Source organism: Undibacter mobilis (genome assembly GCF_003367195.1).
GTDB classification, from domain to species: Bacteria; Pseudomonadota; Alphaproteobacteria; order Rhizobiales; family Xanthobacteraceae; genus Pseudolabrys; species Pseudolabrys mobilis.
This window is the reverse complement of the sequence record NZ_QRGO01000001.1, coordinates 1,063,244-1,076,602: the sequence shown is the minus strand read 5'-3', so window position 1 is coordinate 1,076,602 and position 13,359 is coordinate 1,063,244. Positions and strand designations below refer to the sequence as shown.

Genomic DNA, 13,359 nt, shown 5'->3' with positions numbered 1-13,359 from the left:
CATGAGCGTCATGAACCGGCGCGGCTACGTGCTCGGCGTGCTGGTTGCGTTGTCCACGCTCAACCAGCTCGATCGGCAACTGATGTCGATCCTGCTCGAGCCGATCCGGCAGGAATTCACCCTCTCCGATGTGCAGCTCGGTCTTTTGTCGGGCCTGGCCTTCGCTGCGATCTACGCGGCGCTCAGCATTCCCGCAGCGCTCTGGGCCGTGAAGCACAGCCGGCGCAATCTGATCGCCGCTGCCGCCGTCATCTGGGGCGCCACCACCTTCCTGTTCGGCGTCGCGCAGTCGTACTGGCAACTGCTGCTGACGCGCATCGGCACCGGCGCCGGCGAAGCCGGTGCGATGCCGGCCTCGCATTCCATCATCTCGGATCTGTATCAACCGCATGAACGCGCCGGTGCGATGTCGGCCTGGTCGGCCGGCATCAATCTCGGCATCTTCATTGCTTTCCTGGCCGGCGCTTTTATCGGTCATCGCTACGGCTGGCGCACGGCCTTCTTTGTCGCCGGTCTGCTGACGCTCGCCGTTGCACTGCTGATGCGCTTCACGGTGTCCGAGCCGGCCCGCAGCGACGACGCGCGCAGCGCGGCGTTGCGCAGTGCGCCGACATTGACGTTGCTGCGTGAGGCGGCGCGCACGCTGCTCTCCGACAGCGCGCTGCGGCACACGATCATCGGCTCCAGCATCACCGCGGCCGTCGGTTATGCGGCGCTGACCTGGGCGCCGTCTTATCTGGTGCGCACGCACGGGATGGGGTTGCCGACGGTCGGCGTCTATCTGGCCACGGTCGTCGGCATTGGCGGCGCTATCGGTGCCTTTGCCGGCGGCAGGTTGTCCGACCGGCTTCGCCGCAAGGATATCCGTTTGTCGCTCTGGATCGTCGGCATCGCCTATATCGTGACCAAACCACTGGTCATGTTATTCTATCTCAGCAGTAACACAGCCATTGCGCTGTCCGCGTTCGTGCTTCCTGCCATGGTCGGCACGCTCTATCTCGGGCCCTCCATTTCGGTCCTGCACAACCGCACCGCGCCGCCATTGCGCCCGGCGGTGTCGGCGATCTTCCTGATGACGATCAACCTGATCGGTCTTGGCATCGGGCCGTTGACGGTCGGCATGATGAGCGAATGGCTGTTCGCCGCAACGTCGAGTTCACTCGGCCATTCACTGGCCGCGCTGCACATCATCGGGCTGTGGGGCGGCATTCATTTCATCATAGCGGGCCAGCGGCTCGCCGCGTCGCCAGGATCAGTTCAATAAGGTGGCCCGCAGCATCGATTCGCGCAGCCAGCGATGGCCGGCGTCGTGCTCGCTGTTGGTGTGCCACATCATGTAGGCGTGCTGCTCTTCGAGGCCGGTCGGCACTTCGTGGATATCGAGCCGGTAGTTGTCGGCGATGGCCTCGACAAAGCGGCGCGGCAGCATGCCGATCAGATCGGTCCGCTCGACCAGCGGTGGGATCGACCAGAGCTTGGCGGCCATGTAGGCAATTCGCCGCTCCATCCCCTTGGCGACCAGTGCCTTGTCGATATTCGTCAGACCGCGCAGCTCGCGGCCGAGTGCAATCTGCGGCATGCGGCAGAATGTTTCGAGATCGAGAACGCCATTGATGCCCGGATGATTGCGCCGGCTGACAACGACGACATCGAGTGGACAGATCGCCTTGGTGACGATGTCGGTCGTGTCGATGGGAAACGGAAAGCAGGCCAGATCGATTTTGCCGGATCGCACTTCCTCGGCGAAATTGCGATCGCCCTGCACGCATTCGATGCTGATGCCCGGCGCATCCGCCGCCAGGGTGCGCGCGATGGCGGGCATCATGAGCACTTCGAGATTGTCGCTGATGATGATGCGGAAATTGCGTTTGTAGGTCGCCAGATCGATGTCGCCCGCCGGGGCGATCTGGCGGTCGATCAAACCAAGCGCTTCGCGGATCGGGACAATCAATTCGCGCGCCCGCACCGTCGGCTCGACGCCGCCCGGCGCGCGCACGAACAGCGGGTCCTCGAGCATCTCGCGCAACCGCGCCAGCGAGTTGGACACGGCGGGCTGGCTCATGGCGAGGCGGGTGGCGGCCTGGCTGATGTTCTGCGTCGAATAAACCGCTTCAAAGATGACGAGCAGGTTCAGGTCGAGCTTCTTGAGATTGACGGCCATTGCGGATGAATCGATGTCCCGGGCGAGCATCAGCTCTTCCGGGCGACCTTATCGAGCCCGCAAATCGCAGGCAAACGGCGCTAGAAGCTCTGCGACAGGCCGATGCGGGCCATGTAGGTTGTCGCCTGATGGCTGGGGATCGATGCCGTCACCGATGCCGTCACCGCGCTGCCTGCTGTGCCGAGCGGCAGACGAATGCCGGCCGTCGCTTCGGCCCAGTCCTTGGCGAAGGCGACGCCGGTCGTGCCGATGGGAAACAGGCCGATCAGCGTGCCGGAGACGTCCGCCGTCTTGCCGCCATCGACGCGATGCGCCCAGGTCAGGCCGCCCCACAGCCATTGGCCGGGCGCGAAAGTGTAGCGCGCATCGGCGCCGAGCCGTGACGTCTGCGCGCGATCGGTGAAGTCGTCGATCTGCGCCGCGAACACGCCGTCGGTTTCGGTGTAGCCGTTGAACTTGATGCTGGTCAGTGTGTAGGACGCGAAGGGCGTGATCTTGACGCCCTTCATCGCGTCGAAGGCCCAGCCGATGCGCGCCAATGCGCCGAAGCCGTTGCCCCGGGTGCTGCCGGTCGAGGATGCCGGCGCATTGCCGTTGAGATAGCCGCGCGTGATGTCGCCTTTGATCGTCAGCACGCTGGCGGAGGCCAGCCATTGCAGGCCAGTGTCCGGCATGGCGGCGATGAACAGGCCGCCGCCGCCGCCATTCATCTTGGCGCCGCCGTTCGTCGCCATGTTGGTTTTGATATGATCGGCCTCCAGCATCGCGCCGGCGATGATGTTATTGCCCAGCTTCATGGTCAGGCCGAGCGAGCCCGACGCGGTCGGGTCGGTGTCGTAGCCGCCGGTCGCGAACACCGAGAATTGCGCATTGGGATTGCTGCCGCCGTTTTGCGTCTGCGTGGCGTACTGGCTCATGGTGCCGAGGCTGGAGCTGATCGCGGCATTGCCGGTCTGGCCGAGTGCGCCGAGGCTGGCGAAGGAGCGCGCGGCTTCGTCGGTGGTGATGATGCCAGTGGCGGATGACGACAGACGGGCAATATACAAAGGGCCGTTATCGTACTTGCCGACGATGACCGAGCCGTCGGCCGAGACGCCATTCGCGTTTTGAAGGTAACGGCCCGGCGCCAAACTGACACCGGCGGTGGCCAGCAGGCTCTCCACGGATTGCATTCCGGTCGCCGCGGTCCAGCGGAAGGCCCGTGTCACGAAGCCCGCGTCCTCGGCAGAACCAACCACGACGGCGCCATTGGCCGAAACAGCGTTGGCGTTGCTTTGGATGCCGCCAAGCGTTCCAAGATCGGTCATCACGCCGCTGTTCCAGCGAAAGGCGTGGCCGGAAACGCTATTGTCGGCCACTCCGACCACCGTGGAGCCGTCCGCTGACAGCGCGGCAGCAGTGGAAGTGACGCCGCCGAGCGTGCCGAGACCGGTCATGACGCCGCCGACCCAGCGGAAGGCAATGGACGTGCCCATGGCTGGATCTGACGAGTTGCCTGCCACGACACTGCCATCAGCGGAGACGCCGACGGCTTCACTATCGGTATGGCCGGCGAGCGTGCCGAGATCGGTCATCACGCCGCCGCTCCAGCGGAAGGCGCGCGTGTTCGTATTGCCGGTGATCTCGCTCCGGCCGACGATGACGGAGCCATTGGCGGAAGCGGCATAGGCCAAGCTGTTGCTGCCGCCGAGCGTACCGAGGTCGATCATGCCGCCGCCGGCGGTCCAGCTGAAGGCATGGTTGATGGCGTCCCCCGCGATCGAGGCCTCGCCGACAACCACATTGCCATCGCCCGACACGCCATAGGCGCGACTATAGGTGCCGCCGCCCGGTAGGGTGCCGATGTCGGTCATCACGCCGCCACTCCAGCGGAAGGCGTGGCGCGCGGTGTTTCCGGTGATGTTGCTGGCGCCGACGACCACGGTGCCGTCCGCCGAAATGGGGTTCGACCCGAGGAAGACCGCACTGCCGCCAAGCGAGCCGAGGGTCTGGATATCGGCGGCTTCTGACAGAGCCGGCGCGCCGACAATCATGGTCGAGGCCAGCAACGCCGCGTGCAGGCGGTTCAGGGAATGTGTTGCAGATGGCGCGCGGCTGCGAATGTTCGCGCCGCTCTTCTTATAAACTTGCACGTCTTCCACCACCCCTACGCGCGACCGCTAAACGGCGGTCGGCGGGACGGTATAGAGAGCGTTAAGCCCTGAAAAATTCTAAGGCTGAATGAGCATTATCTGATTTCCGAATAATGACGGCCTTCGCAGCGTCTGAATTACGAATGTGCCATCCCGCAACGGATCGACGGGATTTCGCCTTGCCGGCAGCGCCAGAGGGAGCATGATCGTTTCGACACGGCCGATAAAAAAAGCCGGAGCTTTCGCTCCGGCTTTTCATTTTCAGCGGTGTCGTTTTTGACTTTAGCGCCGCAGCTTCAGCGGCGAGCGCGCGATCAGGACGGCGAGCACGGCGCCGAGGCCGATCTTGACCAGCGACGACAGCAGGAACGGGTGAACGCCGGCGGCATAGGCCTTCACCGGTCCGATCAGATGCGCGAGCCAGGCATAGCCGAAGGTGAGGATGATCAGCGTGCCGATGATGTTGACCAGCGAAGCCTTGAACAGGTCGTGGCCAAAGCCGCGCTCGGCAAGCCAGCCCGAGACGTAAGCGGCAACGCAGAAGCCGGCGAGATAGCCGCCGGTCGGACCCATCAGATAAGCGAGACCCGCGCCGCGGGCCGGCGTGTTGGCGAACACCGGCAGGCCCATCAGGCCCTCGAGCACGTAAGCGGCGACGACGATGAGGCCGAGACGCGAGCCGAGAGTCATGCCGATCACGATGACGGCCATGGTCTGCATGGTCATCGGCACCGGCCAGAACGGGATCTGCGTGCGTGCCGACGCCGTCAGCAGCAACGAGCCGACCACCACGGCGGCGAAGCCGAACATCAGGCGGGAGCCGATGTCGTCCTTGGTGGCAACGGCGGCGGCGGATTTGAACAGGCGCTTCATCAAACGTCCTTTCGCATGAATCTCGTGTCCCTTGGTAGCCTATCGCAGCGCGTCCGAAAAGTCCGGCCCCCGCCCTTCAGCCCTCCCGGATATCCGCCACGGTGCCGCCTGTCATGCCGGCCAGCGCCTTGGCTGAGGTCCGGAATACATGGCGCGGTGATCCGGCCGCGGCCCAGATTGGGTCCAGCGCCATCAGGTCCTGGTCGATGAAAATGCGCGGCGGGCTTTGATGGCCGACCGGGGCGACGCCGCCGATGGCAAAGCCCGTGACGTCGCGCACCCAGCGCCCGTCGGCCGGCTTGACCGGCTGGCCGAGCAGGGCGGCTACCTTGGCGGTGTCGACGCGATTGGCGCCGGAGGCGACGACCAGCACCACCCGGTCAGCGGCGCGCAGCACGATGGACTTGGCGATCTGCGCCACCGTGCAGCCGACTGCGTTGGCGGCGTCCTGCGCGGTGCGGGTGCCGTCGGGAAAGACGTCGATGGTGTCGGGCTGACCGGCGGCGAGCAAAGCAGCGCGCACGCGTTCGACGGATGGCGTGGTTTCGTTCATGGATCTCTTCTCTGGGGCTTCCTCAATAGCCGGCGGCCAGCGAACCGCGCGTGCGGGGATCGGCGGCGCCGACATAACGTTGCGGTTGGAATTCGGTTTTCGGCAGGACCTGAATCGAATTGCCCGATGTCGCGGGCCGTGTCGCTTCGAGCGTGTGGCCTCGCGCGGCAAGGCCGTCAAGCACGGCTTGCGGGAAGCCGCTTTCGACATAGACGATGTCCGGCATCCATTGATGATGGATGCGCGGCGCCGTCACCGCTTCGGCGATCGTCATGTGGAAGTCGATGACATTGGTGACGACCTGCAACACCGCGGTGATGATGCGGCTGCCGCCGGGCGAGCCGGTGACGATGAACGGCTTGCCGTCCTTCAGCACAATGGTCGGCGTCATCGACGACAGCGGGCGTTTGTTCGGTGCCGGCAAATTGGCGGCGAAGCCGACGAGGCCATAGGCGTTCGAGGCGCCGGCCTTGGCGGTGAAGTCGTCGAGCTCGTTGTTGAGCAGCACGCCGGTGCCGTCGGCGATCAGGCCGAGACCGTAGGAAAAGTTGAGCGTGTAGGTGTTCGACACCGCATTGCCGTCGCGGTCGATGACGGAGAAGTGCGTGGTGTTCTGGCCCTCGAAATCGGCCGGCTGGCCGGCCTTGATGTCGGACGACGGCGTCGCCTTGGCGGTGATGGTGGCGCGCAGTGACGCGGCGTATTTCTTCGAGATCAGGCCGGCAATCGGCATCTTCACCGAATCCGGATCGCCCATATAGACGGCGCGATCGGCATAGGCGCGCTTCATGGCCTCGATGAAATCATGCAGCGCCTCGTCGTTGCGGCCGAGTTTGGCGAGATCGTAGCCTTCGAGGATGTTGAGCATCTCGACCAGATGCACGCCGCCGGACGATGGCGGCGGCATCGAGACGATGTCATAGCCGCGATAGGTCCCCTTGATGACGTCGCGCTCGACGGCGCGATAATGGGCGAGGTCGTCCGCGGTCATGATGCCGCCGGCGTCGCGCACAGCCGATGCGATCTTCCGCGCGACGTCGCCGCGATAGAATCCGTCCGGGCCTTTGGCGGCAATGGCTTTCAGCGTGTCGGCGAGATCGGACTGAATCAGGCGGTCGCCGGCTTCAAGCGGCTGGCCGCCATTCTTGAGCAGGATCGACGCCGACGACGGCCAGCGCGCCAGTTTCTTCGCCGCGCTCGGCAGCGAGTCGGCGGTGTCGTCCTGAACGGCGAAGCCCTGTTCGGCCAGACGAATGGCGGGCTGCAGCAGGTCGGACAGAGACAGTTTGCCGGAGCCGTATTTCTCGCGGGCCATCGCCAGCCCTGCGACGGTGCCGGGCACGCCGACCGACAATCCCGAATCGCGCGATTTCACCGGATCGGGATTGCCCTGCGCGTCAAGAAACATGTCCGGCGTTGCCGCGGCCGGCGCGGTCTCGCGATAGTCGATGGCGGTGTTGTGGTTGTCCTTGGCGAGATGGATCACCATGAAGCCGCCGCCGCCGAGATTGCCGGCGCGTGGATAGGTCACAGCCATGGCAAAGCCGACGGCCACCGCGGCATCGACGGCGTTGCCGCCGCGATCGAGAATCTCGACGCCGATGCGCGCGGCGATGCGCTCCTGCGCCACCACCATGCCGTTCTGGCCGACAATGCCTTGCGCTGCTGGAAAAGACGTCTGCGAGGTCTGCAGCTGCGGCGTCGATTGCGCCAGCACCAGCGAAGCTGTGAGGACGAGGGCGACGGTCGATACGATGAAGCGCTTGAACATGGCGTTGATCTTACCCGTTCGTCTCCGCGAAAGCGGAGACCCAGTTCTTTACCTTGTCGGGTTCCCGCTTTCGCGGGAACGAACGGAGCATATAGCTTCGCTCAAGAACACTATCTTGCCTGGCCGTGATAGACCGGATTCGGCCGCATGTCGGTGGCGGCGGCGACGCGGTTCGACATGTTGAAGAAGCCGGTGATCGCCGCAATGTCCCAGATGTCGCGATCGGAAAAGCCGGCGCGGCGCAACGTGTCACGATCCGGTTCTTCGATTTCGGCCGGCGTATTGGTGAGCTTGACGGCGAAATCGAGCATGGCGCGCTGGCGCTTGTCGAGTCTGGCGACGCGGTGGTTCATGACGATCTGTTCGCCGAGCAGCGGATTGCCGGAGTACTGGCGCACGGCGGCGCCATGTGCCGTGAGACAGTAATAGCAGCGGTTCTGCGCCGACACCGCAACCGCGATCATTTCGCGCTCGAGTTTGGACAGGCCGCTCGGTGCGAGCATGAGATCGTTGTACATGGCGGCGAAGGCTTCGAGCTTGGCGCTGTCGAAGGCGTAGGCCATGAGCACGTTCGGGATGAAACCGAGCTTGTCCTGGCACTTCTGGAAGTAGGCCGTCATCGCGGGCGACAGCTCGCCCGCCGGCAGTTTGAGCGCGATGATCGGCTCGTCATCAGGCGTCGCCGGATTTGCTGCGGCTTTTGCGGGTGCTGAGGCTTTCCTGCCTGTGCTTTTGGTGACGGTCCCGGCCATGTGTCCACCTGCCAAAAAAATTATTACGTCGCGCCGAGCCTACAATGCTTCGGGCTGGTCGAATATAGCCGATGGCCTTGATATTCATTTTGATTATCAGCGGGTTGGATCAGGTCACGGCCCAAACATAAAGCGGTCACGCTCCATCGCTATTTGATGGGCTGCTCTCGACCAACACCTCGGGACAGTGAAGACTGTCAGTCAACCGAGACCGATTCCCCGGATTGCACAGAATCCAGCGAAGCGGTCTTGGCTCCGGATCAGACCTTCAGCCCGCCTTCCTTATGAGGTCACCCGTGCTCGATAAACCGGCCGCCATTGCCCATGATGATGCCGAGCACGCGGCCGCCAATGCGGCGATCGCGCAGGCAGCCACCGAACTGGCCGCGCGACAGCCCGGCATTCCCAAGAACTTTGTCGGCGTGTTGTTCGGTCAGGTCGTGCCGGAGGATATCGTGCGTTACGAGCCGGCCGAGCTCGCGCAGCTTGCGGAGCGGGCTTGGCAGTTTCTCCTCGAACGGGAGCCCGGCAAGCCGAAGGTCCGTTGCGAGACGTTAAAGATCGATACGTCGACCTCGTCGCGCAGCATCACCATCGTCGAGGTCGTCAACGACGACATGCCGTTCCTGTTCGATTCGGTAATGGGCGAAATCGCCGAGCGCCGTCTCGACGTGCGCTTCGTTGCGCATCCGGTAATCAACGTGAAGCGCGAAAGCGGCACGCTCGCCGGCACGGCCGAGTCGGGCGGCACGCGCGAGAGTTTCATTCACATTCATCTGGAACCGGTCGACGATCCGGTGGTGCGTGGCGAGATCGTCGCGGCCGTCGAGCGCATCCTCGTCGAGGTTCGTCTCGCTGTCACCGACTGGCGGCGGATGCTGGAACGCATCCATGCCGTCATCAGCGATCTCAAGACAAATCCGCCGCCGTTGCCGGTGGACGAAATCGGCGAAGCCGTGCAGTTCCTGCAATGGCTGGCCGACGACCATTTCACATTCCTCGGCATGCGCGACTACGATCGCAGCGGCGATGCCCTCGATCCAGACTTCGAGACCGGCCTCGGTATTCTCAAGGGGCGCGATCTCCACATCCTCAGGCGTGGCGACGAGCGGCTCGAGCTGACGCCTGAACTGAAATCGTTTTTCAACGAACCGCACCCGCTGATTGTCGCCAAGACGATGAGCGTGTCGCACGTTCACCGCCGGACATTTCTCGACTATGTCGGTGTCAAGAAATACGACGCGGACGGGAATCTCGTCGGCGAGCACCGCATCGTCGGTTTGTTCACGTCGGTAGCCTATACGCGGTCGGCGCGCACCATCCCCTATGTGCGGCGCAAGATCGCGGCGATCGAACAGCGTGCAGGGTTCGTCCCGGGCAGCCATTCGGCCAAGGCGCTGGCCAACGTGCTGGAGCAATACCCGCGCGATGAGCTGCTCCAGGTCGACGCCGACACGCTTTATGACTTCGCCATGGCGATCATGCGTCTCGACGAACGTCCGCGGGTGCGGGTTCTGGCGCGTCGTGATCGGTTCGATCGGTTTGTCTCGGTTCTGGCTTACGTGCCACGCGAACGTTACGGCAGCGTAATTCGCGAGCGCATCGGCAACTATCTCGCCAAAGCGTTCGGCGGCGAGGTCGCGACGTTCATGCCGTTCTTCCCGGAGGGCCCGCTGGTTCGCGTCCACTACGTCATAAGCCGCACCGGCGGCGAGGCGGTGGACGTGTCGCGCGATGTGCTTGAGCGCGAAGTCTCGCTGATCGTGCGCAGCTGGACCGACGGGCTGGCCGATGCGTTGATCGCTGCCCATGCGCCGGAAAAGGCGCGTGCGCTGTTCGAACGCTATCGCGACGCCTTCACGGCGGACTTTCATGACTATTACCCGCCGGCGAGCGCGGCCGGCGACGTTCGTGCCATCGAGACCTTGTCGGAAGACCGGCCGCTGGCGGTCGATATTCGGCATCACGACGAGCACGAGCAGAACAATGTCAGCCTCAAGGTGTGGAGTCTGGGGCGACCTCTGCCGTTGTCTGAACGCGTGCCCGTGCTGGAAAACATGGGCTTCAAGGTGGTGGACGAGCGCACCTATCGCATCGCCCCCGGCCACGGCGACAAGCTGTGGTTCCACGATATGCTGCTGACACGCGGTGATGGCGAAGCGATCGAAGTCCAGTCCGGCAAGGCGCGGCTGGAAGCCGCATTTCTCAACATCATGCGTGGCGGCGCCGAGAATGACGGTTTCAACGCGCTGACGTTGGCCAGCGGGCTTGGCTGGCGTGATGTGGCGTTGATCCGCACCTTGTCGCGCTACCTGCGCCAGATCCGCGTGCCGCATTCGCAGGACTATATGTGGGCGACGTTGGTGAAGCATGCCGCTGTGACCAGCGACATCGTTGAGCTGTTTCACGCGCGCTTCGATCCGAGATCGGAAGCGGCGGAAGGCCGCGATGACAAGCAGAAGGCGATTGCCATCCGCATCGAGGATGGGTTGACGAAGATCGACAGCCTGGATGAGGACCGCATTCTGCGCTTCTTCGTCAATGCAGTGCAGTCGGCAATCCGCACCAACTATTTCCAGACCGACAAAGACGGTCAGCTCAAGCCGCTCATCGCCATCAAGTTCGAAAGCGGCAGGCTCACCGAAATGCCGCTGCCGCGGCCCTTGTATGAGATCTTTGTTTATTCGCCGCGTGTCGAGGGCATTCACCTGCGCTTCGGCAAGGTGGCGCGTGGCGGCATCCGCTGGTCCGACAGGCCGCAGGATTTCCGCACCGAGGTCCTCGGCCTCGTCAAGGCGCAGCAGGTCAAGAATGCGGTGATCGTGCCGGTCGGCGCCAAGGGCGGTTTCGTGCCGAAGCTGATGCCGAAGAACCCGACGCGTGACCAGTTCATGGCCGAAGGCATCGCCTCGTATAAACTGTTCATCTCGACGCTGCTCGACATCACGGACAATTACGCGCCGGATGGCAGTATCGTGCCGCCGGATGGCGTGGTGCGGCATGAGGGCGACGACCCCTATCTCGTCGTCGCCGCCGACAAGGGCACGGCGACGTTCTCCGATATCGCGAACGGCCTCGCCGTCGAGCACGGCTTCTGGCTGGGCGATGCCTTCGCCTCTGGTGGCTCGGCCGGCTATGACCACAAGGTGATGGGTATCACCGCCCGCGGTGCCTGGGAGTCGGTGAAACGCCACTTCCGCGAGATGGACATCAACATCCACGAGACGCCGTTCACGGTGGTCGGCGTCGGCGACATGTCCGGCGACGTGTTCGGCAACGGCATGTTGCGCGAGGATACGATCAAGCTGGTCGCGGCCTTCGACCACCGCGACATTTTCATCGACCCGAATCCGGACCCGAAGGTGAGTTTCGCCGAGCGCCAGCGGCTGTTCGCGCTGCCACGCTCGAGCTGGCAGGATTACGACAAGTCGCTGCTGTCGAAAGGCGGCGGCATTTATCCGCGCGCGTCCAAGGAAATCCGGCTGTCAGGCGAAGCGCAGACGCTGCTCGGTGTCGGCGAGAAGGTGACGCCGCAGCAACTGATGCAGGCGATCCTGAAAGCGAAGGCTGATCTGCTGTTCTTCGGCGGTATCGGCACCTATGTGCGTGCGGCGTCCGAGGGCGACGAGGCCGCCGGTGACCGCGCCAATGATGCGATCCGCATCACTGGCGCGGATCTGCAGGTCAAGGTGGTTGGTGAAGGTGCCAATCTCGGCATGACTCAGCGCGGCCGTATCGAAGCCGCTCTCAACGGCGTGCGACTCAACACCGACGCCATCGACAACTCGGCCGGCGTCAACACCTCCGATGTCGAGGTCAATATCAAGATCGCCTATGCCGAATCGTTGCGGACCGGCCGGCTGACGCTCGAACAGCGCAACGCCGAACTTGCCGACATGACCGACGAGGTCGCAAGGCTCGTGCTGCGCAACAATTATCAGCAGACTTTGGCGCTGTCGCTGGCGCAGCGGCGCGGCCTGGAAGACTTCGGCTTCCAGCAACGCCTGATGCAGACGCTGGAACAGCAGGGCCTGCTCGACCGCGCGGTGGAGTATCTGCCTGACGAGATGGCGCTCGCCGATCGGCGCAAGCGCAACCTGCCGCTGACGCGGCCGGAACTGGCGGTGCTGCTCGCTTATGCCAAGCTCACGCTCTACTCGGTACTGCTCGATTCGAACGTGCCGGACGATCCGTTCCTCGGCCGCGAAATCAACCGCTATTTCCCGAAGGAAATGACGGAGCGCTATGCTGGCGCGCTGCAATCGCATCGTCTGCGCCGCGAGATCATCGCCACGCAGCTCACAAATTCGATGATCAACCGGGGCGGCGCCACCTTGATCGTGCGCATCGCCGACCAGACTGGCGCCGCGCCGGCGCAGATCGCGGCGGCTTTTGCCGCCGTGCGCAACAGCTACGACCTGATCGATCTCAACGGCGAGATCGACATGCTCGACAACAAAATACCCGGCGCCACGCAGTTGGCGCTTTACGCCGCCGTGCAGGATCTGCTGCTCGATCGTCTGGTCTGGTTCCTTCGCAATGTCGATCTCAAGGGCGGCCTCGAGGCCATTGTCGCGCATTATCGCAACGGTATTACCCAGGTCGAATCGGCATTGGACACGGCGCTGCCGAAGCCGGCGGCTGCGGCGCGCGACGCGCGCATCGCGGAGCTGACACGCGGCGGTGTGCCGGATGCCCTTGCGCGCCGCATCGCCAATCTGGCGCTGACCAAGGCGGCGCCGGATATCGTCATGGTGGCCGACCGCGCCGGGAAGCCGATCGCCGAAGTGACCGCCACCTATTTCGCGACCGAAGCCTTCTTCCAGCTCGACAGAGTCGCGAGCGCGGTGCCGGGCATTGTCGTGTCGGATTATTTCGACCGCCTCGCGCTCGACCGCGCCGTCGACCAGATCGGCGACGCCGAACGGCGTTTAACCTCGGCGATGGTCGGTAACGGTCATGCAGGCGCGCAAGCCGTGGAAGAATGGCTCAAGCCGCGCAAGCAGGAGGTCGAGCGTATCCGCGCCGCCATCCACGAAATTGCCGGCTCGGGGCTGACGCTGTCGAAGCTCAGCGTGGCGGCGAGTTTGCTGGGCGATCTGGCAAGGGAGTGATCT

At 64.0% G+C, this 13,359-nt stretch carries 8 protein-coding genes; 2 read left to right on the top strand and 6 right to left on the bottom strand.

Annotated features, from left to right (window positions below; all coding sequences use genetic code 11):
* Window position 1 precedes the first annotated feature (1 nt).
* A complete protein-coding gene (locus DXH78_RS05000) occupies window positions 2–1,264 on the top strand; it encodes a spinster family MFS transporter (RefSeq protein WP_115516024.1) in 1,263 nt (420 codons plus the stop codon).
* Here the strand turns inward: DXH78_RS05000 and DXH78_RS04995 are convergent.
* The 6 genes from DXH78_RS04995 to DXH78_RS04970 form a co-directional block, all read right to left on the bottom strand.
* Window positions 1,253–2,191, bottom strand: a complete 939-nt coding sequence (locus tag DXH78_RS04995) for a LysR family transcriptional regulator (RefSeq protein WP_245416738.1) — start codon at window positions 2,189–2,191, stop codon at window positions 1,253–1,255. The genes DXH78_RS05000 and DXH78_RS04995 overlap by 12 nt on opposite strands.
* 50 nt (window positions 2,192–2,241) lie before the next feature.
* On the bottom strand, window positions 2,242–4,293 hold the full coding sequence (locus tag DXH78_RS04990) for an autotransporter domain-containing protein (protein ID WP_147292573.1): 2,052 nt from the start codon (window positions 4,291–4,293) through the stop codon (window positions 2,242–2,244).
* Window positions 4,294–4,575: 282 nt separating this feature from the next.
* Window positions 4,576–5,166: a biotin transporter BioY gene (locus DXH78_RS04985; RefSeq protein WP_115516022.1), complete on the bottom strand. Its 591-nt coding sequence runs from the start codon at window positions 5,164–5,166 to the stop codon at window positions 4,576–4,578.
* A 76-nt stretch (window positions 5,167–5,242) separates the two neighbouring features.
* Entirely contained in the window at window positions 5,243–5,719 is a 477-nt protein-coding gene (locus tag DXH78_RS04980; RefSeq protein WP_115516021.1) for a YbaK/EbsC family protein, read from the bottom strand.
* 22 nt (window positions 5,720–5,741) lie between these two features.
* Window positions 5,742–7,490, bottom strand: a complete 1,749-nt coding sequence (ggt, locus tag DXH78_RS04975; protein WP_115516020.1) for a gamma-glutamyltransferase — start codon at window positions 7,488–7,490, stop codon at window positions 5,742–5,744.
* 110 nt (window positions 7,491–7,600) lie between these two features.
* Window positions 7,601–8,242 (bottom strand): peroxidase-related enzyme, encoded by a 642-nt coding sequence (locus DXH78_RS04970; protein WP_115516019.1) that lies wholly within the window; start codon window positions 8,240–8,242, stop codon window positions 7,601–7,603.
* 296 nt (window positions 8,243–8,538) lie between these two features.
* Here DXH78_RS04970 and DXH78_RS04965 point away from each other — a divergent pair, with 296 nt between their 5' ends.
* Window positions 8,539–13,356: an NAD-glutamate dehydrogenase gene (locus DXH78_RS04965; RefSeq protein ID WP_245416737.1), complete on the top strand. Its 4,818-nt coding sequence runs from the start codon at window positions 8,539–8,541 to the stop codon at window positions 13,354–13,356.
* The last annotated feature ends 3 nt before the right edge of the window (window positions 13,357–13,359 follow it).